The 24,634-nt window shown below is 64.8% G+C and carries 19 protein-coding genes; 8 read left to right on the forward strand and 11 right to left on the reverse strand.

The window, feature by feature from the left end; translation table 11 throughout:
- The first annotated feature begins 212 nt into the window (after positions 1-212).
- From coxB to HNO88_RS08175, 7 genes are all read left to right on the forward strand, one after another.
- Positions 213-1,193 carry a cytochrome c oxidase subunit II gene (gene coxB / locus HNO88_RS08145; RefSeq protein ID WP_184243913.1) on the forward strand — a complete coding sequence of 327 codons (981 nt, stop codon included), beginning with the start codon at positions 213-215 and terminating at the stop codon, positions 1,191-1,193.
- Positions 1,190-3,703, forward strand: coding sequence for a cytochrome c oxidase subunit I (ctaD, locus tag HNO88_RS08150; RefSeq protein WP_184243915.1), 2,514 nt, complete (start codon positions 1,190-1,192; stop codon positions 3,701-3,703). The genes coxB and ctaD overlap by 4 nt, the downstream gene beginning before the upstream one ends.
- The gene (locus tag HNO88_RS08155) at positions 3,700-4,080 is read left to right on the forward strand and encodes a hypothetical protein (RefSeq protein ID WP_184243917.1); all 381 of its coding nucleotides are present in this window, start codon (positions 3,700-3,702) and stop codon (positions 4,078-4,080) included. The genes ctaD and HNO88_RS08155 overlap by 4 nt, the downstream gene beginning before the upstream one ends.
- A complete protein-coding gene (locus HNO88_RS08160) occupies positions 4,077-4,676 on the forward strand; it encodes a cytochrome c oxidase assembly protein (RefSeq protein WP_184243919.1) in 600 nt (199 codons plus the stop codon). Before HNO88_RS08155 ends, HNO88_RS08160 begins: the two co-directional genes overlap by 4 nt.
- Positions 4,673-5,716 carry a c-type cytochrome gene (locus tag HNO88_RS08165; protein ID WP_184243921.1) on the forward strand — a complete coding sequence of 348 codons (1,044 nt, stop codon included), beginning with the start codon at positions 4,673-4,675 and terminating at the stop codon, positions 5,714-5,716. The genes HNO88_RS08160 and HNO88_RS08165 overlap by 4 nt, the downstream gene beginning before the upstream one ends.
- A gap of 167 nt (positions 5,717-5,883) precedes the next feature.
- Positions 5,884-8,376, forward strand: a complete 2,493-nt coding sequence (locus HNO88_RS08170) for a TonB-dependent receptor (protein ID WP_184243923.1) — start codon at positions 5,884-5,886, stop codon at positions 8,374-8,376.
- Positions 8,377-8,461: 85 nt separating this feature from the next.
- On the forward strand, positions 8,462-9,508 hold the full coding sequence (locus tag HNO88_RS08175; protein WP_184243925.1) for a phosphatidylinositol-specific phospholipase C1-like protein: 1,047 nt from the start codon (positions 8,462-8,464) through the stop codon (positions 9,506-9,508).
- Positions 9,509-9,572: 64 nt separating this feature from the next.
- Here the strand turns inward: HNO88_RS08175 and HNO88_RS08180 are convergent, their stop codons facing one another.
- From HNO88_RS08180 to HNO88_RS08190, 3 genes are all read right to left on the reverse strand, one after another.
- Entirely contained in the window at positions 9,573-10,337 is a 765-nt protein-coding gene (locus HNO88_RS08180) for an SDR family NAD(P)-dependent oxidoreductase (protein ID WP_184243927.1), read from the reverse strand.
- 167 nt (positions 10,338-10,504) lie between these two features.
- Positions 10,505-11,938 (reverse strand): acyl-CoA reductase, encoded by a 1,434-nt coding sequence (locus tag HNO88_RS08185; protein ID WP_184243929.1) that lies wholly within the window; start codon positions 11,936-11,938, stop codon positions 10,505-10,507.
- Between the two features lie 25 nt (positions 11,939-11,963).
- A complete protein-coding gene (locus tag HNO88_RS08190; protein ID WP_312857021.1) occupies positions 11,964-13,484 on the reverse strand; it encodes a hypothetical protein in 1,521 nt (506 codons plus the stop codon).
- Between HNO88_RS08190 and HNO88_RS08195 the strand changes: the two genes are divergently transcribed.
- Positions 13,471-14,331: an SDR family oxidoreductase gene (locus HNO88_RS08195; protein WP_312857022.1), complete on the forward strand. Its 861-nt coding sequence runs from the start codon at positions 13,471-13,473 to the stop codon at positions 14,329-14,331. The two genes, HNO88_RS08190 and HNO88_RS08195, sit on opposite strands and share 14 nt — an antisense overlap.
- A 4-nt stretch (positions 14,332-14,335) precedes the next feature.
- On the opposite strand, the gene HNO88_RS08200 is transcribed toward HNO88_RS08195, so the two are convergent.
- The 8 genes from HNO88_RS08200 to HNO88_RS08235 all read right to left on the reverse strand — a co-directional run bounded on the left by HNO88_RS08200 (position 14,336) and on the right by HNO88_RS08235 (position 24,617).
- Complete coding sequence (locus tag HNO88_RS08200; RefSeq protein ID WP_184243933.1) at positions 14,336-14,926, reverse strand: TetR/AcrR family transcriptional regulator; 591 nt, start codon at positions 14,924-14,926, stop codon at positions 14,336-14,338.
- Positions 14,927-14,998: 72 nt separating this feature from the next.
- Positions 14,999-16,264 carry an MFS transporter gene (locus HNO88_RS08205; RefSeq protein ID WP_184243935.1) on the reverse strand — a complete coding sequence of 422 codons (1,266 nt, stop codon included), beginning with the start codon at positions 16,262-16,264 and terminating at the stop codon, positions 14,999-15,001.
- Positions 16,265-16,331: 67 nt separating this feature from the next.
- Entirely contained in the window at positions 16,332-18,854 is a 2,523-nt protein-coding gene (locus tag HNO88_RS08210) for a TonB-dependent receptor (protein WP_184243937.1), read from the reverse strand.
- 352 nt (positions 18,855-19,206) lie between these two features.
- A complete protein-coding gene (locus tag HNO88_RS08215; RefSeq protein ID WP_184243939.1) occupies positions 19,207-20,685 on the reverse strand; it encodes an aldehyde dehydrogenase in 1,479 nt (492 codons plus the stop codon).
- A gap of 53 nt (positions 20,686-20,738) precedes the next feature.
- Positions 20,739-21,548 (reverse strand): HpcH/HpaI aldolase/citrate lyase family protein, encoded by an 810-nt coding sequence (locus HNO88_RS08220; RefSeq protein ID WP_184243940.1) that lies wholly within the window; start codon positions 21,546-21,548, stop codon positions 20,739-20,741.
- Positions 21,545-22,378 carry an HTD2 family dehydratase gene (locus tag HNO88_RS08225; protein ID WP_184243942.1) on the reverse strand — a complete coding sequence of 278 codons (834 nt, stop codon included), beginning with the start codon at positions 22,376-22,378 and terminating at the stop codon, positions 21,545-21,547. The genes HNO88_RS08220 and HNO88_RS08225 overlap by 4 nt, the downstream gene beginning before the upstream one ends.
- Entirely contained in the window at positions 22,375-23,652 is a 1,278-nt protein-coding gene (locus HNO88_RS08230) for an MFS transporter (RefSeq protein ID WP_221419891.1), read from the reverse strand. The genes HNO88_RS08225 and HNO88_RS08230 overlap by 4 nt, the downstream gene beginning before the upstream one ends.
- 17 nt (positions 23,653-23,669) lie before the next feature.
- Complete coding sequence (locus tag HNO88_RS08235; RefSeq protein WP_184243946.1) at positions 23,670-24,617, reverse strand: SMP-30/gluconolactonase/LRE family protein; 948 nt, start codon at positions 24,615-24,617, stop codon at positions 23,670-23,672.
- Between the last annotated feature and the right edge of the window lie 17 nt (positions 24,618-24,634).

Consider the following 24,634-nt stretch of genomic DNA (forward strand, 5'->3'; position numbering starts at 1 on the left):
CGATGGCCCATGCAGACCGCAGCCGACTGGTCGCTCCCGATCGCGCCTTGCCGTTTGCATCGCAAGAGCTTGCCGATGGCTTCTGATCTTCGGTGCATCCTATCCCCGACGTGATCTTCATCCTGGACGGGATCGCCAAGGTAGGTCCCATTTCCGGCAGGGCCCATCCATCGTCGCTGGACAGTCTGCCACGCCAACTCTAGGCTCCGCCGATGCGCGTGAGACCAGGCACGATCGTTAAGGGCCTGTGCGGAACCGCGCTGCTTTTCCTGTCGGGATGCAATCGCCACCAGTCCGCTTTGTCGCCATTCGGTGACGATGCGGCGCGCATCCAGGTCATGACCGTCGTGCTGGTGGCAGGGGCCGTGGTCATCGGCATCGCGGTCGCCGCGCTGATGGTCTGGGCGGTCCGCCTGCCCGCCAATCGGCTGACCCTGGTTGGAGGCGAGCGCTTCATCCTGATTGCCGGCGGCATTGTCCCGTCAGCCGTGCTGCTTGCGCTGCTGATCTACAGCCTGCCCGCCATGCGCCCGCGCGACGTTTCGCCGGGCGACCTGAACGTCGCCGTCACCGGCGAGCAGTTCTGGTGGCGCGTCCGGTACGAACCCCCGGGCGCCACGCCCCTGACCGATGCCAACGAGATCCGCATCCCTGTCGGTAGAACCGTGCGTCTGCGCCTGTTGGGGGGAGACGTCATCCACAGCTTCTGGATCCCGGGACTGGCGGGCAAGGTCGACATGATCCCCGGTCGTGAGAACACCCTGGTGGTGCGGGCGACCAGGCCCGGTGTGTTCCGCGGGCAATGCACCGAGTTCTGCGGGCTGAGCCATGCACTGATGGCCTTCGACGTGGTCGCCATGCCGCCAGAGGCGTTCGACGCCTGGCTTGCCGGCCAGCAGGCAGCACCGGCACGGGCCGCCGCCCCCGGCCAAGCCCTGTTCGCGCAACATGGCTGCGGGGGATGTCACACGATCCGCGGCACGGAGCATGCCGGCACGATCGGTCCGGACCTCACCCGCATGGGCGCGCGGAGAAGCCTGGGCGCCGGCACCCTGCCTCCGTCCGAAGCGAACATCGCCAGCTTCATCCGCCACCCCGAGCATCACAAGCCCGGCGTGCGGATGCCGGCCTTCCCGCACATGCCCGAGCGCGAGGCCATGGCCATCGCCCGCTACCTGAAAGCGCTTCGATGAGCTTGCACGCGCAGGACGATCCCGCACTCCGCGAGGCACAGGAAGCGCGGCTGCGAGCGGCATGGCAGCGCCCGACAGGCTGGCTGACGCGCTGGACCGACACCAACAACAACCGCGTCGGCGTGTGGTACGTCCTGACCGCCTTCGCCTTCATGCTGTTCGCCGGCGTGCTGGCGCTGATCATGCGCACGCAGCTGGCGGTGCCGGACAACGACCTGGTCGGTGCGTCCACCTTCAACCAGCTGTTCACGCTGCACGGCTCGGCGATGATGTTCCTGTTCGCGGTGCCGATGTTCGAGGCGGTGTCGATCGTCCTGCTGCCCCAGTTGCTCGGCGCGCGCGACCTGCCCTTCCCGCGCCTCTCCGCCTTCGGATACTGGAGCTTCCTGATCGGCGGCGTGTTCGTGCTCGGATCGATCTTCTTCGACGCCGCGCCCGATGGCGGCTGGTTCATGTACCCGCCGCTGACGACGCGCACCGACTTGTCGGGCCTGGGCGCCGACATCTGGATGCTGGGTCTCTCCTTCATCGAGGTCAGCTCGGTCGCCGCCGCGGTGGAGCTGATCGTCGGCGTCCTCAAGTGCCGCCCGCCCGGCATGCGCCTCAACCTGATGCCGCTCTATGCCTGGTACATCCTGGTCGTGGCGGTGATGATCCTGTTCGCCTTCCCGCCGCTGATCGCGGGCGACATCCTGTTCGAGATGGAGCGCCTGCTCGGCTGGCCGTTCTTCGATGCGGCGAAGGGCGGCGATCCGCTGCTGTGGCAGCACCTGTTCTGGATCTTCGGGCATCCGGAGGTCTACATCATCTTCCTGCCGTCGATAGCGCTGTTCGCGATGCTGATCCCGACGTTCTCGCAGCGGCACTTGCTGGGCTATCCCTACATCGTGCTGGCGGCGGTGGGCACCGCGTTCCTCAGCTTCGGACTGTGGGTGCACCACATGTTCGCGACCGGCCTGCCCAAGATCAGCCTGGCGTTCTTTTCCGCTGCATCGCAGGCGGTGGTGATCCCAACCGGCATCCAGATCTTCGCCTTCATCGCCACTCTGGCCGCGGGGCGGGTCATCTTCTCGACGCCGCTGCTCTACGCCACGGGCAGCCTGGCGATCTTCGTCATCGGCGGCCTGACCGGCGTGATGGTGGCGGTCGTGCCGTTCGACTGGCAGGCGCACGACACCTACTTCGTCGTCGCCCACCTCCACTACGTGCTGATCGGCGGCACCTTGATGCCCCTGTTCGCCGGGCTGTACTATTACTGGCCACTGGTGACCGGCAAGAAGCTGTCCGACCGGCTGGGCCGAACCGCTTTCTGGCTGCTGATGGCCGGCGCCAACCTGACCTTCTTCCCGATGCACCTCTCGGGCCTGATGGGCATGCCCCGCCGCGTCTTCACCTATCCGGAAGAGCTCGGCCTCGCCGGTCTCAACCTGGCGTCCACGGCGGGCGCATACCTGTTCGCCGTCGGCGTGCTCGTGATCGTGATTGACCTCGCGCTCTCGCCCACGCGCGCCAAGGTGAAGCGCAACCCCTGGAACGCGGGCACTCTGGAGTGGCTCGCCCTGCCCGAGGACGAGGACTGGGGCATCCGCTCGGTCCCCCTGATCGAGACGCGCTACCCGATCTGGGATCAGCCCAACTTCGTGCGCAAGGTGGACGAAGGCCGCTTCTTCCTGCCCGACGCCGAGGAAGGCCGGCGCGAGACGATCGTGACCTCGGTGCTCGATGCGCGGCCGGTCGCGGTGATCCGGCTGGGCACGCCGTCCTGGTTGCCGATCCTGGCGGCGATCACGGTGGGCGGGGTGTTCATCCTCACCACCTACCACCTCTATTGGGCCGCGCTCGGCAGCGGGATCTTGGCGCTGGGCGTTATCCTGCGCTGGCTGTGGACCACCGCCGAGATTCCGGAGAAGCCGTGCAAGCCGATCGGACATGGGCTGGAGCTGCCGCTCTATGTCGCGGGTCCGGCAGCGCCCGGCTGGTGGGCGGTGTTCATCACCATGCTGGCCGATGCCACAGCGTTCTCCGGGCTGCTGTTCGGCTACTACTTCTTCTGGACGGTGCACAGCGACTTCCCGCCGCCCAGTGCGGGTCCGGCGCCGACCTGGCCGATCGCGGCGCTGGCGCTCACCGCCGCAAGCTGGGGCGCGACGATCATCGCGCGCGAGGTGCACCGGCGCGGCCGCGTCGGACTGACCCGCGTGCTGCTGGCGCTGGGCGCGGCCCTGTCGCTCGCTTCGATCGCGGCAGGCCTCGCCGGCCCATGGCAGGCGCAGCTCGATCCTGCAACGAACACTTACGCGGCGATCGTCTGGACGCTGGCGATCTGGACGGTAGTGCACTCCGCGGTTGCCGCCATCGCCCAGCTCTATGGCCTGGCGCGCAGCCTGGCGGGCCGCACCACGCCTTCGCACGACGCGGACGTGCGCAACATCACGCTGTACCAGCACTTCATGCTGTTCACCGCCGTGCTGACCTGGCTCACGCTCGGGCTGTTCCCGGAGGTGGCATGATCACGCGCCTGGTCGATCGCATTCAGACACTGCGGGCCACGCTGTGGACGCTGATCGCACCGCCGCTGGTCTGGGCCGCCCACTTCCTGCTCTCCTACCTGTGGGCCTCGGTCCTGTGCGCCAAGCGCGGCGCCTTCGCCACGGAGCCGGCGCTCTTTTGGGGATGCACGGTGCTCGCGCTCGTCGTGATCGTCGGGTGCGGCGTGATTGCGCACATCCAGTCGCGCGTGCCCGGCGACAACCCGCCGCATGAGCAAGGCACCAAGGTGGATCGCCTGCGTTTCCTGGCCTATTCGACATTGCTGCTGGCCGGGCTCAGCTTCATCGGCGTGATCTTCACGGCGGTGCCGGTGCTCTTCCTCACGGACTGCCGGTGAAGGCGGCACCCCTCCTTGCTGCCGGCGCGCTGATGGCATCGTCGGTGCCCATGGCGAGGCAGGGCGTGACCGGCCACATGGCCGCGCACATGATCGCTGTCGCGCTGGCCGCCCCGCTGCTCCCGGTCGGGCTGCGTGCCACCGCCTGCGATCCCACGCGCCTCGCGCCGCCATTCGCAAGCGCGCTGGCGATGATGGTGCTTGAACTCGCGGTGGTCTGGTCCTGGCACCTGCCCGCGGTGCGCGCCGCCGTCGGCCACGATGAGGCGCTGCATCTGCTCGAGCTCGCCTGCTTCCTGATTGTGGGCACGCTGTTGTGGTCCGCCGTGCTCGCCCCCGGCACGTCGTCGCGCCCCGCTGGCATCGGCGCCCTGCTGCTCACCTCCATGCACATGACGCTGCTGGGCGCGCTGATCGGCCTGGCGCCGCGCACGCTGTACCCCACCCTGGCGCACGCGCCATTCGCAGGACTTTCGCCGCTGCAGGACCAGCAACTCGCCGGCGTCGTGATGCTCCTGATCGGCGGCCTCAGCTATCTGGTCGGCGCGTTGGCGATCCTGCGGCAGCTGCTGGGCGACGAAGGCGAGGCGGCATGACTATCAGGATCACCTTGAAAAGAGCGCTGCTTGGCGTGTTGGCCGTGGTCCTGCTGGCCCTGGCCGTGGGCTGGTCGGGCGCGATCAACGTCGCCGCATCGAGCGGGCACTGGAAGGTCACCGAATGGTTCCTCCACTGGGTGATGCGCAACTCCGTGCAGACGCGCAGCTACTGGCAAGCGCCGGAAGGCCCGGCCGACCCCTCGGGCCTGGTCAGCGCCGCGGGGCACTTCGCCCTTTCCTGCGCCGGGTGCCACGGCGCACCCGGCCAGCGGCCTTCGCCGGTGATGCAAGGGGCGACGCCGCCCGCGCCGAACCTGTCGATCAATGCGCGCGAATGGACCGACCGCCAGCTGTTCTGGATCCTGCAACACGGCGTCAAGTACAGCGGCATGCCTGCCTGGCCCGCCAAGGGCCGCGAGGACGAGGTGCGGCGCATGGTCGCATTTGTCCGTCGCCTGCCCGGGATGACGCCGGCGCAGTATCGCGAACTCACCGGAGGGCCCTTCGGGGTCCAGGGCCAGGGCCGTTTCGAGGCTTGCGCCGGCTGTCACGGCCAGGATGGTCGCGGGCGTGGTCAGCCCGACATTCCCGTGCTGGGCGGACAGCGAGCCGACTACCTGCTTGCGTCGCTGCGCGCTTACCAGACCGGGCACCGCAACAGCGCCGTAATGGGCAACGCCGTGGCGCCGCTGCCGACTGAGGCGCTGGAGCCGCTCGCACAGCGCTTCGCCGCCCTCCCCGGCCTTGGCGGATCGCACCCGAGCGCTGCCGATCCGCTGGCGTGGCAGATCATCCACAAGGGCCTGCCCGATCGCGAACTCCCCGCCTGCGCCAGCTGCCACACGACGGGCAAGCGCTACCCGGTGCTGGAGGGGCAGAAGGCCTCGTACCTCGCGGCGCGACTGCGTGGGTGGCGGGGCGCGAAGGAGACCGTCGACGCTCGCAAGAGCCACGCGACGATGCCGGTCATCGCCCGCCGCATTCCGGAGGAGCTGATCGACCGGATCGCGAAGGCCTATGCCACGGCCGAGCGCTGACCAAGACCCGCGCGTCGCAGCTCAGCCGGCGCCGATGATCGGGTCATCCGCCCACCGCGTTGTCTCGCAGATGCCATCGAACTGCGACGAAACCGTCACGTCGATCCCCTAGCAGACCCCTCGCGCGATCGGGAGCATCGCCGGTCGCACTGCTAGGGGGTTTCACTTTGAAGAATACGATCACGCTGCGGTACGCTGCGGCGGTTGCAGCCTTGTGCGCGGCCTCGACCTTCACCAGCGCGCAGGCGCAAGAGGGCTCGGCTCCGGCCAGTGAGGCCGATGCGGCGGACGAGATCCTCGTGACCGGTCGCCTGGGCACGGTGGCCCAGCGCAAGATCGACGCGAGCTATTCCATCACCGCCATCCAGGACGAGGACATCCGCGCCCGCGCGATCGACAACCTGGCGAACGCGCTGCAGACCGTCCCCGGCGTCTGGGCCGACGATTCCGCCGGCGTGACTGCCAACAACACACGCGTGCGCGGCATCCCGCGCGGCGGCTATGAATCGCTGGCGGTCTACGAGGACGGCCTGCCGATCCAGCACGATCCCGGCATCAACTGGATCAACGTCGACCAGTTCCTGCGCATCGACGAGACCTACGCCTCGATCGAAGCCGTTCGCGGCGGTCCCTCCTCCATCTTCGCCGCCAACGCGCCGGGCGGCCTGATCAACTTCATCCCGCGCCAGGGCGCCGACACCCTGAGCGGCCTCGTCAAGCTGACGACCGCCGATTACGGCCAGATCCGAGGCGATCTCTGGGTCGGCGGTCCGCTGGGCAACGACGGCTGGCGCTTCTCGATCGGCGGGTACTACAACAAGGACCAGGGCGTGCGCGATCCCGGGCCGACCGCCAACAACGGCGGCCAGGGCCGGGTGCTGATCTCCAAGGAGTTCGCCCGCGGCCACTTGTCGTTCGGGGTCAAGTACATGGAGGACAACAACTTCTTCTTCGACGCCATCCCGCTGCTGCGCGAGAGCGATGGAGACATCGTGCCCCTGCCCGGCTTCAACGGTCATGACGACACGCTGACCGGCGTCCAGGACGGCAACGTCCTGATCCGCACGCCCGAGGGCATCCGCGATGCCGATTTCAACCTGTTCAACCAGTCCAGCGACTTGCAGCTGACGATCAAGGGCGACGTCGAGCTGGACGAGATGACCACGCTGCGCGGCGGCTTCCGCTATCGCGACTCCAAGACCAACCGCAACGCCCGCGGCCTCAACAGCCTGAGCACGCAGACCGCTTTCGTCACGACGGCAATCCGCAACGCAGCACAAAGCGCGTTCGGGCCCAGCACGCTGCGCTTCGTCTACAACGACGACGGCACCGCCTATCCGGCGAACGCCAACGGCAATGGCCTGATCGGCGTCAACACCTTCCAATCGATCCAGAACCCGATCGAGGAGGCGACCGCGCTGATCGAACTCGGCCGCGTGTTCGAGACCGGCATCGGCCGCCACGACGTGAAGATCGGCGCCTACTTCACCACGGCCGACTGGGCGCATGACCGCAACGACGGCGTGGGCATCACCGAAGTGACGGACAATGCCCGCCTGCTCGATCTCATCGCGGTCAACGCGGCGGGCCAGGTGGTCGGCCGGGTGACCGACAACGGCATCCAGCGCTACGAGTCCCGCTTCGCCCATGCGATCGGCGGCTACGACGACATCGCCTTCTACATCGCCGACGAGTGGCAGGTGACCGATCAGCTCCGCATCGACGGCGGCTTCCGCTGGGAGAAGATCTGGATCAAGGGCGTCAGCGAGCGAGTCCGCAACTACAACCTGGGCGATCGTACCACTCTGGCGGACGACAGCGTGTCCTACGGTTCGGGCGTGTTCAACAACTTCAACGAGGCGTTCGACGATCACAGCTACACCTTGGGGGTGAACTGGCAGTTCATGCCCAATGCCGGCGTGTTCGCGCGCTACACCAACAGCTACCGACTGCCGCAGATCGGCCAGTACCGGGACAGCTCGTTGCCCATCGACGTGCGCAGCCAGTCGATCGAGCAGGCCGAGGGCGGGGTGAAGTTCCAGAACAGCTTCGGCAGCCTGTACGCGACGGTGTTCTACAACTCGTTCAAGGACGTGCAGTTCACCAACACCTTCCTCGATCCGCAATTCGGCACGCGCCAGGAGGTGAACTACGGCGACGTGCGCACGATCGGCGTCGAGCTGGAGGCCAATGTGCGACCGGTGTCGTTCTTCGAGCTTTCCGCGACGGGTACCTACCAGGACCCCAAGTTCAAGAACTACACGTACAATACCGCGGTGAACGGCGTGCTGGTGTCGACCTCGTTCGACGACAATCGTCCGAGCTCGATGCCCAAGGTCATGTTCAGCGTGCGCCCGCAGCTGCGCCTGTTCGACGATCGCCTGCGCTTGCTCGGCGAGTGGCGGCACGAAGGCAACAAGTTCAACGACGATGCCAACGTCGTGAAGCTGCCCGCGTTCGACGTGTTCAATGCCAGCGTGCAGTTCGACGTGACCGAGGCGGTGACGCTGTCGGTCAAGGGCAACAACCTCAGCAACTCGCTCGGCCTTGGCCAGGGCGGCGGCGGACAGGCGATCCCGGGGCAGTATGACGGCAACGTGATCCTGGCGCGTCCGATCTTCGGCCGCAATTTCCAGGGCTCGGCACTGTTCCGGTTCTGAGCTTGAAGTGACGCAGAGGCACGTCACCCTCGCCCTGTGCGAGGGTGACGTGCCTCCCGATAGCTGCATACCAGAGGGATCTATCATGCCCGCGACCCTGTTTGCCCTCGCCCTTGCCGCAGCGCCGACGGCCCCGCTGAAGATGAACGACATCACCGCTGTCGGCACCCACAACAGCTACAAGCTGCCGATGCCGGCCGAGACGATGGATGCGCTTCGCAAGGCCGATCCGCGGGCGGCCGATGCGCTCGACTACAGCCATCGCCCACTGGCCGAGCAACTCGATCGCGGCGCACGCCAGCTGGAGATCGACGTCAACTACGATCCGGCCGGCGGCCACTACGCGAAGGGCTCCGACAATCCGGACCTTCTGAAACCCGGCTTCAAGGTGCTGCACATCCCCGGCATCGACAATGCGACCCAGTGCACGCTCCTGACTCAGTGCCTTCGGTCCATCAAGGCGTGGTCGGACGCGCATCCGGGCCACGTGCCCATCCTGCTGATGTTCAACGCCAAGGACGCCAAGAACGGCCGCGCCGGCGGGATCGACGCTCTGCCTTACGACGAGACAGCCTACGATGCGCTGGACGCCGAGATCCGCTCGGTTCTGCCGCCGGACAAGCTGATCGTACCAGACGATGTGCAGGGTGACTATCCAACGCTGCGCGATGCGGTCCTGGCGAACAACTGGCCCACGCTCGAAGAGGCGCGCGGTCGCTTCCTGTTCGCCCTCGACGAACCGCCGGCCAAAGTTGCCGTGTACCGGGGCAAGCGCAAGTCGCTCGAAGGCCGGGTGTTCTTCATCAACACCGACGAGGCATCGCCTGCGGCCGCCTATCTCACGCTCAACGATCCGGTCGCGGATCGGGCGCGGATCGCGGCGGCAGTGAAGGCCGGCTATCTGGTGCGCACGCGGGCCGACGCCGACACTGCCGAGGCTCGCACGAACGCGACCGGGCGCCGGCAAGCCGCGCTGGCCAGCGGCGCGCACTATGTCTCCACCGACTATCTGTGGCCCGATCCCCGCCTGTCCGGCTACCACGTTCCGGTCCGCGCCGACGCTCCCGCGCGGTGCAACCCGGTTCGCCGCCCTGCCGGATGCATCGACACCAGGCTGGAGGCTCCGCGCTGAACCGTCTCGCGGTCACCAACACACCTGCGCCGTGCAGCATTAAGGGCCTTCGGCAGCGTGCTGGTTACTGACGCATCGAGTTGCCGCCGTCGACACTCAGCACTTGCCCGGTGATGAAGCTGCCCTCGTCGGACATCAGCAGTGCGCTCATCGCGGCGATATCCTCGGGCCGGCCCAGTCTTCCAACGGGGACCCTGCCCGCCATCTTCGCTGACGTATCGGCATCGATCATGCTTTCGAAGCGATCGTGCGTGATGACGCCGGGAGCGATCGCATTGCACCGAATGCCTTCCTTGCCGAAGCGGTTGGCGACGTTGCGGACGAGTGCGTGGACAGCGACCTTGCTCATCGCATAGGCCAGCCGAACCGGCTCACCCGCAAATGCCGCCCCGGAAGTTGTGAACACCAGCGATCCGCCACCCCGCTTCAGCATCTCGGGGATCGCTGCACGGGCGCAGAGCACGGATCCGCGTGCATTCACCCGCATGACTTCGTCGTAGGCCGACATCGGCAAGCCAAGAACGTCAGCTTGGGTGGCACTGTCCGCGAAGCTGGCGAAGTTGGCATGGAAGCCGTCGAGACCGCCGAACCGCGATACCGCCAGTGACACCGCCGCACCAATCGCGTCCTCGTCCGATCCGTCCAGATCGACGCCTATGGCCGTTCCGCCAGTGCCCTGCGTGATCTCGCGCACGGAGCGGTCGACACCGTCGCGATCGATATCGCCCAGTACGACACAGGCCCCCTCCTGTGCGTAGCGCCGGGCCAGGCCGCTGCCGATGCCACCCGCTCCTGCGACGATCACGACTTTGCCCGTCAACCTTTGCATACTGCTCTCCCGTAAGCTGCGCAGCCTCCTTGCGTAAGGCGTTCGACCGAAGCGCTCAAGCGCGCCGAGCGCGTCGGAGCATGTATCCGCCGACAGGCCGGGCCGGCGGGCAGGTGCCGGCCCTCCGCTCTTTCTCGCTTGCGATCGGCCGCTCAGCCGAGCCGTGCCTATCCCGCGTCGGCGCCGTCCTCGTTCGCCATCCAGTGAACGAACCGGTGCAGAGGGTACATCGCGTCGTGCGGATTGCCGATCGCGCTTGGGCCTGCCTCGCCCAGCCGCACGATCCTCTGTGCGCCCGCACTCGACAAGTGATCCCGCAAGCTGGCCATCCGCTCGAATGGATAGACGCCGACGGTCTGCGTGGCGACGTTGACGTACTTCATGGCATCCATGAGATCGGGGACCAGCACCACGTTCGACGTCTTTCGGATCGGATGGAAGTCGACTGGCTCATCCGACCGAATAGCGATGCCCCTGCCGTCGGTTTTCCCGCAGACGGCATAATCATCGTCCATCATCCGAAGCATGTCGATCTGCTCCTTCAGATCCGCGTCGAGCGGGCGCGGCGTGCCTTCGTCCATCCGGTCGACGCGGATTTCCTCGGCGAGGATCTTGCAGTAGCGGTCAGCCTGGTCGGCGGTCGCCTCGATGAACGTGAACCGGCTGCTGACACAGGGTTCCTGTCCACCCATGGACACGTCTGCCGCGTTGAGCGCAGCGACGTGCGCCATCGTCGCGTCATCAACGAACGCCTCGCGACCGACCATCGAAATGGAGGTCTTGGGGTCGAAGGAAACCAGCTGAAAGCCCGGGCCGATGTACTTCATGACGTTGTTGATGGCATCGCCGCCACCCCAAGCCACGAGCTTGTCGAAGTACTGCGGGCGGTACAGGACCCGCTCGATAGCCTCGTCGCCCCCCCGCCAGTAGATGGCGGACATGGATTGCACGACGGGGTGGTTGGGATCGACCTCGGCCATCGTGCGCAGGAATGCCACTGTCGAGAACGGGTCCGCAGAAGCCATCTTGAACAGGCTGACCGACTTGACGAGCGCGGCCTGAGCGATCGAGCGGATCCCCTGGCTGGGCGCGTTTCCGGGCAGGACGTGGATCAGCCGCGGAGCAAAGGCTCTGATGAAGCTGCGGCGCCCCTGATGGTCGGTATGCGGCACCCACTCGTCCAGCGCGGCCGGATTGGGAAAGTTCTGCTCAACCATCTCGCGCAGCGAGGCGCGATCCAGATATTCGATCGCGTTCTGCAGCTGGTACTGGATAGCCAGACGGGGCTGAAGACTGACCTTGGCGATGCGATCGATCGTGCCTTGGATGTGTGCATTGTTCGGATCAGCCAACTTCTGGCCGGCTTCGTAAAGGAAGTCGATGATCTCCGCGATCGGGGTATTGAGCATAGGCGGCAGCTCTGCTCGCGGATGAATAAGACTATCGAGGTCGATCTTCGGCGTCGCGAAATCCACCCCCAGGTCACGCGAGCGGTGGATCTGATCGGTACCTTCAACCACCTTTCCGCGAATGAAGAAAGGTGCCGAGTCCGGCGTCGTTTCGCTTGTTTGCGCCGCAACGGCACTGCTGATCGTGCTCATATGGTCTCTCCCGGAAAATCGGTAATCAGGTCAGGCCGCGAACATAGGCGTCGACGGTGCCGGCGCAGCCGATCTTGTCGTCGCCTTCGAGGTCCGCATAGCGGGCGATGTCGTCCTTGATCGATGGTGAGGCATTGCCGCACACGCAGGGCGTGAAGTCGATCTGTACCCGATCACCGGAGATCACACCGCCCCAGCGACCGTCCATCGAGAGGTCGAAAAAGGCGGCTCGTGCCTCGGTAGCGCTACCAACGTTCTCAGCCACCAGCGCATCGCCTTCCTTGTTGAGGGGGATCGCGACGAGCCAGGCAGGCAGGTGATAGCGATGCCCCTCCTGGCAGCGGGGTATCGTGGTGTTGATCTCCTGCATTCCGTACATCTGGAAGATGAAGCGAGGCTGGAGATTGAACGTTTCGTACACGAATTCGCGGTAATCGTCCGGCAACTGCGCGCGCTTCAAGCCACCGCCCAGGTAGACGCCGTTTTCAGGGTTGAAGTCCTTGCTGGAATATCCGCGTGCGCGAACTGCTTCAGCGAGGGGGTAGAGTGAACCCCACATGCCCGTGATGTAGAGTTTCTGCTCCCGCTTCGCGATGATGTCCTCGACGGAACCGGCCTGGGCCGCGTCGAGCCCTTCCTGCCTTCTTGCGGACTCTGCCTCGAATTCGGCGATCTCGCCTGGCTTCGCCGTACCGTCGGCGATCGCCTTGCGCAGCGTGATCATCTTGGTCATCGATCCGATCGTGACCGGCGGCAATCCGGAATTGAACCGGGGCGCCGCCGGGTCGACGAAGGCCCCCATGAGGGCCATCCCCATCGCCAGGTTGCGCGGCGTATAGGCGACAGCACCCGCTGCTCCCGCAGCCGTTCGCATATCCCCGACCCGCATGTCGGATCCCCACTCGACGGCGGCGACACCGTCCCGGGCGGCGAAATCCAGGTCCTGCTGCGAGGACACCAGCATCGCAGACTTTCCGGTCGTGCCCGAGGAGCAGGAAACGTGAAGCCCTGCCGCACCGCAGGCCGCGACCCAATCGTCGATCTCGGCAACGGCCGACAAGTCGACAGCGTCGGTAGGATGCGCGGAAACAGTGCCAAGCCACTTCGTGAGCCGGTCCCATTTCTTGTCGATCAGGAAGGCTTCAGGGTAACTTTTATAAGCCGTGTGAGGCAGAAGCAGCGGCACAACGTCTGCAAGCTCCGTGACCTCGGTGATATCGGCATCGGCGGCTCGCAGCTTGACCAGCTTGATACGATCGACCTGCTCTTGGAATCGCTCGTTGATCGCGGCGATCTGCGTCTGGCGAACGTCATCATCGTATGCGGCATAAGCGTCCGCAGTGCCCACCATGCTGAGCAGCTTATCACAGTTCACACCCAAGTGCCGTCTCCCGGAACGAATCGATTGCCTGGTTGGCAAGCTATCAGTTATATGAAAGAACACAACAGCGCTTCGAGGAGACGGCGCGCGTCGAGGGAGAGACCTGATCATGCGAGCAAATCCGGTGCCGACACAAATCGGAACTCTGTCTGTGATCACAGGCACGGGCGGTCTCGGTTACGAGACGGCCGTGGCCTTGGCGGCCGCCGGAGGGAGGGTCATACTAGCCGGGCGCAATGCCGAGAAAGGCGCGCAGGCCGTCACCTCCATCACGGCCAGGACCCCCGGGGCAGACGTCACGTTCGAAGCCCTCGACCTTGCAAACCTGCAGTCGGTCCGGGACTTCGCGGAACGGCTGCTTGGTCGCGCTCAGCCGATACATCGGTTGATCTGCAACGCGGGCATCATGTCGCCGCCCAAGTTGGAGCGCACGGCGGACGGCCACGAAGTGCAATTCGGCGTCAATTACCTGTCCCACTTCGCGCTCACCGCGCGACTTATGCCGTTGCTTCGAGCCGCGCCCGCAGCACGGGTCGTCAGCGTGACCAGCCTTGCCCAGAACTACGCCAAGCTGGATCTCGGCAATCTCGATAGCGAAAAGGCGTACCATCCGGGCAAGGCCTACTGCACGTCGAAGCTGCTCCAGGCCATGTTCGCGGTGGAATTGCAACGTCGCAGCGACCAGGCCGACTGGGGCATCACCAGCGTGGCGGCACATCCGGGTTTCGCGGGTACGAACCTGTTCGAGACTGGAGGTGCCGTCAGCCGCTTGATCAGCACTCGGATCATCCTGCCGATGATCGGCCAATCCGCGGCCGGAGGCGCACAATCCATACTGCTCGCCGCGACGGCAGCTGATGTTCGTGGCGGGCTGCTATACGGCCCTACGGGCTTCATGCACATGCGAGGGGCGCCGGGCCTGGGCAAGTACCCTGCCCTCGTTCACGATGAGGGCTTGAGAGCACAGGTCTGGAAGCTGTCCGAAAGCCTGACGGGCGTGTCGTACGAGTGAGGCGTCAGCGGGCGCCGATCAGAGGCCGCACATTGCGAGGTCGTGCCGCAACGTCGACGATCAGGGCGTTGAAGATCGTGACGACGTCTTCCAGGGGATAATCGGCGGGTTGGCGAAGCCACCAAGCCAGGATTTCGAAGATACCGCTCGTCACGAACGGGACGGCGAGGTCGACTGGCAACCATGGGTTCGCCCTTGGGCGAGTGCGCGATTCCTCCTCGGAAAGCCGCTTGAACTCCTCACGCATGACGTGCGCGGCGCCGCCGTTCAGAAGAACCGTCCAGAGAACCCGATGCTCGTCCACATAGCGACACAAGGCATCCGCGCTGGGCACCGAGGTCTTCGTAGCATCGACCGCCAGGAGCGAGCGCACCTCTGATGTGGCGATCTCCTCGACCAGTTCGCTCTTGGTGGCGTATCGGCGGAAGAACGTGGGGTAGCTTAATCCGGCTGTCTCGGTGATTTCCTTGATCGAGATTTCATCCAGAGGCTTCTGCTCGATCAGTTTCAGGAACGCAGCTTGCATCGCCTTGACGGAGCGTTGCGCCCTGGCGTCGGAGCTCTTGGATGGCGTCGTGGTTCGCGCTCGGGCCAAATTCAGGTGTCCTTGATCGATCGACTGCGGTTCTTGCCTGCCCCTCGCTCAAACACTTGCGCTTGTCAGCTATTAAGTCGGCTTGATCTCGGATGCTGCCCTGGTCCAGTTGGGGTACGGCCCTAACCGGAAGATGAGTGCCGAGCACAAGACGCTCGTGAAGACGCCGGCCCACAGCAAGGGCACATAGGATCCCGCATAGTCATAGATACCGCCGGCCACGACGGAACCGAGGCCGCCCCCTATTCCGACCAGACTCGTCATGACTCCGAAGATCTTCCCGAAGTGCGCCATGCCTGCATAACGCGCCGTCAGGTACGCGCAGATCTGAAGCTTCGCGCCCGTCGTGTAGCCGATGATCATCATCGCGATCACGTACCACCATGCCAGGTGCTGCGGCTGTATCAACATGAGGTACGCCGCTACCGGCGTCAGCAGCGTCAAGGCACCGATAAGACCGGCGTTCCACCGATCCGCCATCCACCCGGTCAGGAGCTTTCCGGCAATCGCAGCGGCGCCCGACAAACTCGCGAGCCAGGCCGCGTCGCCTCTCGACACTCCGACCGAGGTGAGGATCGGCACCTGGTGGATGAGTATGGCCGTGCCGATGAACATGGTGATCAGGGTGGACACTCCGATGCGGATCAAGGGAACGTCGCGGAGCGCCTGCCGAAGCGTCAGCCCGGAAAGGGCGATCCCTTTGTCCGGTCCCTCCTGGCGCCTGTCCATGGAGAGGCGGACGCGATCACGTGAATCGTAAAGGAAGAAGACCGCGAGCAACACGCATGGCGCTGCCCATCCCAGGCCAAGCCACAGATAGGCTTGCCGCCACCCGTACTCATCTGTCAGCCACTGCGCCAGGGGCGGCGCGGCGATCTGTGACACGGCAGTGCCGCAAAGCACCACGCCAAGCGCAAGGCCGCGCGCAGCGGTGAAGGCGTTGGAGATCGCTGTCGTCCAGATCGTCGCCTTGATGCCCAGGCTGACCAGTCCGTAAAAGAGCCATAGCAAGTACCACTGCGCCAGTGATCCGTTGGCCAGACTTACCAGTGCCAGCGCAATACCCGTTAGTACCAGCGAAGGGATAGCCAGGCGACGGCTGCCGAACCGATCGACAAGGCCGCCGATCGAGGGCGACAGAAGAACCATGATGATGGCTGGAATGACGCTGACGACGGAAATTTGCGCCCGCGCCCAGCCAAACTCGGCCTGGAGTGGCTCCATCACCAGTCCGATCACATAGGACGATATGGTGTGTAGAGAAAAGCCAGCCGCCGACGCGAGTACCAGGGGCCAGTGCGCCCGCCACTCGCTTCGTGCTTGCATGCCACTCGTCACGAAATGATCTCCTTCGATGACTGCCGTAAGTGTTCGAAGGTCGAAACACTTACGGCAGTCGGATCCTTTAGAATTCGATCATGAGATCGACGCCGTACGTCCGTGCAGGCACGTAATTCGCCGAGGTGCTGAACGGCGTGAACAGCGCAGTCGTAGCGTCACGCCTGTTGGTCAGGTTCTTGCCCCACAGCGCCAGTTCTGCATCGACTGGACCGATCGGCAGATGGCGAAGAGCCAGACGGCCGTTGATCGTCCAATAGCCATCCACTTGGGCAGCGCCACGGTTCCAATCGAAGATTTGCAGATCGGGATTAGCTGCGAAGCCCATCTTACCTTGGTAAAACGCGTCCGTGCGCAGGCTGAGCGTCGCTTCGCCGAACAGGGGCTGTGTCTCGTAGGCGCCATACGCGCTCGCCGTCCACTCTGGCCGCGCCGTGACGTCCAGCCTACCGCCATTGGCCGCCAGGACACCCGGCTCGATGAACGGGAACGAGATATCGACGTAGCTAAGGCTACCACCGATCGTCAGGCCGCGCGTTGGCGCTGCGGTCACCTCAAGCTCGAAACCACGGGCTCGAACCTTGCCCTGATCGCCAACGAACACGCTGAGTTTCGGAAGTATCTCGTTGGCGACGACCGGGCCATATAGTTGCGTCAGGATCGGCAGCGCCAGAGCCGCGGAAGCCACCGTCGATGTCGATTGCGACTGCTGGAAGTGGTTGTAGTCCACATGGAACAAGGCGAGGTTGGTGCGTAGCTTGTTCCGGAAGAAGTCTGCCTTGACGCCAACCTCCCAGGACTTAGCAGTCTCTGGTTCGTAGGGGATGCCGCCGGTGGATCCGCCGGAGACGAATGAATTCGAAAATTTGCCGTAGACCAACGTGTCCTGGTTCGGTGTCCAGTTGATGCCGACCAGGAAGTTCGGCTTCGTCTTTTTGAAGTCCGGTGGAGAAACCATCATGTCGGGAGAGACGATGCCGGTCGGTCCACGCGAATTGTAGGTGAACGTGCTGGATTTCTTATCGCGCGTGATGCGCGCACCCAGGACCGCCTCGAGTTGTGGCGTGAACTTGTACTCGAGCTGGGCGTAAGCCGCGACCGAGGTGGCTTTGTTGTTGTAGATGCCCTCGTTGCCGAGTGGGATGGCGCCGTTCTGAGGAACGAAGGTCGGGAAAGACAAGGTGTTCTGCAGGCCGTCAGGTCCGCCAGCCACGTCCTTCGAGTGGAACCAGAGCGCACCCGCAGTGGCGTTCAAATTTCCGGTCGTGAAGTTGACCTGGAGCTCGTCGCTCCATTGCCTGGACGTTGAAGCGGACTGAGCCGCGACAAGAAGGAAACGCTGCCCCACGAGCGGCTGCAGCTGGCGCGCGAAAGCAGGGATCGCCGCTTGCGCAGCGGCAGCATTTGGGATGCCGGGGCTGCCGATCGAACTGAACGCCACAAGGGTGGCATAGGGGACCAACGCCGGCTGCGTGAAGGTGAGGCTGCTGATACCGTCGATGGGCGTGGGCCCGAGCACGCTCGACTTGCGATATGCGAAGATGTTCTTGACCGTGAGACTATCGGTGGCCTGCCAGGTCGCGGTGGCGCTGTGACCCTGGACCGTCTGCGTCCTTGGCACCGTGAAACCGTTCGTCGCGACGTTCGGACGCTTGCCGTCCGCCCGGACATAGAGTTCCTGGCTGGCATACAGGGGCCGCAGGATATTGCCGACCAATGCAGGCAGGCCGGCGAATGCCGGATCGTATCCCACGATTCCCGTCACATCGGGCGTGCCCTCGTCTTCATTGCGATCGTACTTGTAGACGACCTTGAACGAATCCGAGGGTTCGAACTTGACCGCGCCGAAGTAGGAGTTGGAGTCGATCGTCCCGAGCCAGTTCGGTGAGACTTGCACGCCATACCGAGAGGACGATCTATCCCAGATGAGTCCTCCTCTGGCGTTTCGGACCTCGCCACGGCGATAGTTCCGCACGAAGCTGCCGAATGCGGTGAACGGCCCCATCTGCGGCAGGTCGGCAGTTACCCGGTACCGGTAGGCGTTGCGATTGCCCAGGCTGGCTTCTGCCTTGATATGCGGGTCGCCGGTAGGATCGCGGGTGGTGACGCTGATCGCCCCGGCCGTCGCATTACGGCCGAACAGTGTTCCTTGCGGCCCGCGCAGGACTTCAAGTCGCTGGATGTCGGGAAGTTCGAAAATCGATCCGCGTGGGCTGCTTACGTACACACCGTCGATGTAGATCGAGACCTGCTTGTCGGATCCCGGAACGACACCGAAGCTGCTCTGCCCACGGATCGTGAAGACCGGCACCGAGCTTCCGCCCGGCGAAGGCTTGACCGTGACGCCCGGAGCAATCGACGACAAGTCGTTGACGGAGAAGATCCTGTTCGCCTGAAGGCTATCCTGGGTAACCGCAGTGACCGCGATCGGCACATCCTGCAGGCTCTGTTCGCGCTTTTGCGCCGTTACGACGATTTCCTGGAGCCCCCCATCGCCTCCGGTATCCTGCGCGTACGCAGGCGCGCCATGAAGGACGACGGCCAGCCCCGTGGAAGCAAACCAAACACTACGACGATGCCAATCGATCACTAACTATCTCCCCATTCGACAGGCGTTCTCGCCCGCTTTCGTTATTTGTTCTGATCGGGCGTACGTCGGCGTCCAAGTTGCATCGGCTCCTCCTCAGAATCCGACAACCGACACTCTCTTGTGCGAACCTTCTGCATGCCGGGAAAAACGACCACGAGCCTGGCATCGCAGCCAACCAGCCGACCACACTTACGCTTGATTCGATCAGGCAGCGCTTAAGCCACAACACTGTCTAAGTGTGTTTTTTCATGGAACACAACTAAAATCTGCGCATCCCGGACCTTACTCCTCATTAATGTCTGTGAGGCGCGCGCAACCAGATCAAGGAGGCCACATTCCGACTGCGTTCTGATCAGAATTTCATCGAGAACGGATCACGCTTATCGTTCGAGAAGTCGATGAAGACGGTCTTCGTCTGCGTGAATTCGAGAATGCCAGCCTCGCCGCGGACCCGGCCGAAGCCTGAATCCTTCATCCCGCCAAACGGTGCTTGCGGTGCCGCGACACGGTAGGTGTTGACCCAGACGACACCGCTGTCGATCGCACGCATCATCCGCATGCAACGCGTGATACTTTCCGACCAGACACCGCTGGCGAGGCCATAAGGCGTGTCGTTGGCGATCTGCACGGCCTCCTCTTCCTCGTCGAAAGGAATGATCGAGAGAACCGGGCCGAAGATCTCTTCGGCCGCGACCTTCATGTCGTTGCGCACGTCCGCGAAGATCGTCGGCTCGATGAAGAAGCCCTTCTCCAATGCGGCCCCTTCCGCGCGCTTGCCGCCGGCCACCAGCCGGGCGCCATCGTTCCTGGCCGCATCGATAAAGGACAGGATCTTGTCGAACTGCGGCGCATTGGCGGCAGTGCCCATCTCGGTTTCGGGCAGGCGTGGGTCCCCCATCCGGATCATCGCGGCGCGCTTCGCCAGTCCCTCTACCATGCGCTCGTAGATCCCCCGCTGCACCAGCAGGCGCGATCCGGCGATGCAGGTCTGGCCGGTGGCACCGAATATCCCGGCGAGCGCACCGATCAGCGCCCGATCGAAATCGGCGTCATCGAACACGATGTTGGGCGACTTGCCGCCAAGCTCCATCGTGACCGGCTTGAGGTTGCCGCCGGCGACTTGCGCGATCGTACGCCCGACGCCGGGGCTTCCGGTGAAGCTGATCTTGTCGACCTTCCGGCTCGACGTAAGCCAGCGGCCCACGTCGGCGGCTCCGGTGACCACTTGCACGACGCCTGCGGGGAATCCCGCCGCCTCGCAGATCTTCACGATCTCGATCGTCGTGCTCGACGCGTGCTCGCTGGGCTTGAGGATCACGCAGTTCCCGGCAGCAAGGGCCGCGGGCAGCGTGTTGGTCAGGATCGCGACGGGCGAATTCCACGCCGTCACGCAGGCTACCACGCCGAACGGCACGCGGATGGTCAGATCCAGCGTGTCCTTCTGATCCAGGGGCACCACATCGCCGTGCATCTTGTCGGCCCAGGCCGCATAGTAGCGGAATATGCGCGCGGCGTAGCCCATCTGATTATGGGTTTCGCGGATGACCTTGCCGTTGTCGGTCGTCTCGAGCAGGGCCAGGCGGTCGGCGTCGGCATCGATCAGGTCGGCCGCCTTGTTTAGCAGCTTGGAGCGCTCGCCCGGCGAGGTCTTGCGCCATACGGTATCGAACGCGCGGCGAGCGGCGTCGATCGCGTCCTCGACGTCCTGCTCGGTCGCGACCGGGATGTGCCCGTGAACCTCCTGGTTGTACGGATTGGTGGCATCCATCGTGGCACCGTCGGCCGCATCGCGCCAAGCGCCATCGATGAACAGTTGGTAGTTGGCGGTCATCTTCGTCTCCGAGAACCCCGCAGGGTCCATTGATTTACAAGATCCGGCGTCGCCTAGAGGACGCGCTCAGCCCAACGCACCATCGCGATGTCGATCATCTTGCCGTCGAGCACGCCGACGCCGTCGGGCGCCGCTTCCAGGATGCGCCGGGCGCGGACACGCTCGTCGTCGCTTGGCGAATAGTTCGTGTTGATCGTCGCGATCTGAGCCGGGTGGATCGCGGCTTTGCCGTGGAAGCCCAGAGCACGCCCGGCCGCGCAGTCTTCGCCAAGCAGATCGGGGCGGTCGATGGCGAAGAAGGGTGAATCGATCGCCACGATCGCACCTGCCGCGGCGGCGTTGACGATTACGGCACGCGCATAGTCGGGGCGGAACACGGACACATCCTGGCCCAGGTCCGCCGCGTAGTCGGCGGCGCCGAACATGAGGAAGGCAAGGCGTTCGTGCGATCGGGCAAGATCGGCCGCCTGAGCGATCCCACGCGCGCTCTCGACCAAGGCGCCCGCGCGAGCCTGCGATCCGCCTTCCGCCAGGACCTCCGACATGAGCCGGACCTGCTCGGCGCTCTCCGCCTTGGGCAAGAGGATGAACTCCGGGCCGCTCGACAGTCCGGCAATCATCGCGAGGTCGAGCAGTCCGGCCACTGTCGAAAGCGGATTGATCCGCACCGTCACCTGCTGGCGCACCGCACCGCGATCGGAGAGGAACTCGGCGACATGCCGGCGAGCGCTGTCCTTGTCTGCTGGCGCAACGGCGTCCTCCAGATCCAGGATCAAGCCTTCGGCCGCAGTCGCGCCAGCCTTCGCGAAGCGATCCGGTCGCGAGCCGGGCGTGAAGAGCAGGCTGCGAGGCACCGTGGTCATGCGGCAGACGCCGTGCTGACCGTCGCCACCATGTTTTTCGCCTCGCCCTGCTGGGTCCAGACCTCTGCGCCGCCTTCGCTCGGCCCACCGCAAACGTGCAGCGGCACGCCATCGAAGGCCGGCTGTTGCCCACGGAAGCTGAAGCCCGTGATCGGCGCATCGAGGTTCCGCTCCGCGAGGGCAATCAGCAGCGTGGCTTGTAGCGGCCCATGAACGACGAGCCCAGGATAAGCCTCTTCCTCGATCGCATAAGGCCGGTCGTAGTGGATGCGGTGGCCGTTCATGGTCAGAGCGGAGTAACGGAACAGCAGCACCGGATCGGGGTCGACCTGCTCGAGCCAGTCGGTTTGCGGCGCCGACGCCGCGACGGGCAGCGGCAAGCTGGCACTTGCCGGCTCGCGATAGACCAGATCCTGCTCTTCAGTGATCGCCACGCCCTCGCCTGCATCAAGCTCGTGGCGCACGGTGACGAAGACCAGCGTTCCGGTGCGGCCCGTCTTCTCGTTGACCGACAGGATCGTCGAAGTCTTCGTCACCTGGGCGCCCAGCAGCAGCGGCTTGTGGAACGTCAGGCGTCCACCTGCCCACATGCGACGGGGCAACGGCACCGGCGGCAGAAAGCCGCCTTTTGCCGGGTGACCGTCCTGACCAAGGCCGGCGGGCGGCTTCACGTCCCAGAAGTAGAGCCAATGATGCAGCAGCGGCAGAGGATCGCCGGCTTTCAGCGCTCCCTCGCCACCCAACGCGACGCTCAAGGCGTTGCTGCGGGCACAGTCCAGCGTGTCGGTGGAGGCCTGGCTGCGGCCTACCCAATCATCGAAGTCGCTCAATCAACTCTTCCCTTTTCCATATCAATGATCCGCGCCGGGCGCGCGAAGGCGGTTCCGGCCAAAGTGGCGAGGCCGGCGAGAAACAACAGCACTCCGGTATTGCGGGACAGCCCCTGGACGACCAGCAGCTGCGCCACGAACGGCACGACCGCGCCCCCCAGGATGCCGCCCGCGTTGAAGGCGAGCGAAACTCCGGTGTAGCGCAAGCGCACCGGGAACAGGCTCGCCAGCCAGCTTCCCAGCGGCCCATTGTTGAAGCCGAGCACCAGCATGGCCGCGCACAGCGTCGCACCCAGCAGCAGCAGCGATCCCGATCGCATCCCCGCCTCGAAGATCAATCCCACGATTGCGGTCGCGATCGCCCCTCCCGCGAGCACGCGCGCCGGTCCGATGCCGTCCGCAAGTCGTCCGGCCATCAGGATACCGGCGACGTAGAAGCCGTTCGCCACCATCTGCACCATCAGGATCGACTGGCGATCGTACCCCAGTTCGCCGACCGCCAGTGCAAGCGCGAAGGAGGTAGCGATGTAGAACACGGCAAAGGTCGACACGACGCCGGCAGCGCCCGCTATCAGATGCAGGCCGTGGCGCGAGACGACATCGACGAACGGCACGCGCACGACGTTCTCCCGCTCGACCGCAGCCTGGAACTGCGGCGTCTCCTCGATCTTGAGCCGTACGTACAGGCCGATGGCCACCAGCAGCGCACTGGCCAGGAAGGGAATGCGCCAGCCCCAAGCCATGAACTGCTCCTCGCTCAGCAACAGGCCGAGCAGCAGGAACACGCCGTTGGCGGCCAAGAAGCCGATGGGCGAGCCGAGCTGCATGATAGAGACGAAGCGGCTCTCCCACCCTTTAGGAGCATGCTCGGCGGTAAGCAGTGCCGCCCCGCCCCACTCGCCACCAAGGCCGAAGCCCTGGCCGAACCGCATCAGGCAAAGGAGTGCCGGCGCGATCCATCCGGCTGTGGCGTATGTCGGCAGCAAGGCGATGGCGAACGTCGATACGCCCATGGTGAGCAGCGAGGCGACGAGCGTGGACTTGCGTCCGATACGATCGCCGAAGTGGCCGAAGAACGCCGCGCCGATCGGCCGGGCGAGAAACGCGATGCCGAAACTGGCGAAGGCGAGCAGCGTCTGGGCGGCCTGGGACTCTGCCGGGAAGAACACGGGTCCGAAGACCAGCGCGGCTGCGGTGCCGTAGATGAAGAAGTCGTAGAATTCGACGGCCGTGCCCATGAGCGCCGCGAAGAGCACGCGGCGCTTGTCACGCATGGGGTGGGGCGTTGTGCTCATCGCTGGTGTGGCAAGGGTAGGCCCGGGCGAGGCCAGTCCACCGCGATCAGCAAACCATGGCCGGATACGGTGATGTACGCCGTCCTCAGGTCCGCACCGCCAAAGCAGATGTTGGTGCAGTAAGGCTCTGGCCCTTCCCAGTATTCCAGCTTTTCGCCTTGCGGAGAGAATACGGTGATGCCGCCAGTGACAAGCGTTCCGACGCAGATGTTGCCACTGGCCTCTAGGGCCATGGAGTCGAAGCGCTGGTAGCCCGTGGCTTGCCCCAGCAGTTCGCCACCGTTCGGTGAGGGCCAGGCCTTCTTGGCGACCTCTCCCCTGCCGGTGACGGGCCAATGCCAGAGCCGCCCGGTCTCAGTCTCGGACACGTAGAGCGTCTTCTCGTCGGGCGAGAGCGCAATGCCGTTCGGTGTCAGCAGCGGGAACACGGCCTCGCGGATGGAGCTACCGTCGGCCGCCGCATGATAGACGACGCCGCTGTCCATCTTGCGATCATAGGTCTTGCCGTGATCGGTGAACCACATGTCGCCGTTCGCATCGAAGGTGATGTCGTTCGGACCGTTGATCGGCACATCGCCGCAATGCGTGTAGAGCGTCGTCACCTCGCCAGTGGCCAGATCGACGCGCTGGATCGAGCCGCCGATGTAGTCGTGCGCGCGACCGTGGGGGCGATCGTACCCACGAACCCCGAAGATATCTTCCTTGAGCCAGTGGAAACCGCCGTTCTGCGCGACATAGCAGGCCCCGTCAGGCCCGATCGCCGCGCCGTTCGGACCGCCGCCAAGATGCGCGACGACCTCCTTGCGGCCATCGGGCAGCACCCGGATGAGGCGACCGCCCTTGATCTCGACAACCAGGACCGAGCCGTCAGGCATGGCGATCGGACCTTCGGGAAAGATCAGTCCGTCGGTGACGATGCGGTGTTCGAGCTTTCGCCGTTCCATGGTGCTCTCCCGTGGGC

This window comes from Novosphingobium chloroacetimidivorans (assembly GCF_014204535.1).
In the GTDB taxonomy this organism is placed as follows: Bacteria; Pseudomonadota; Alphaproteobacteria; order Sphingomonadales; family Sphingomonadaceae; genus Novosphingobium; species Novosphingobium chloroacetimidivorans.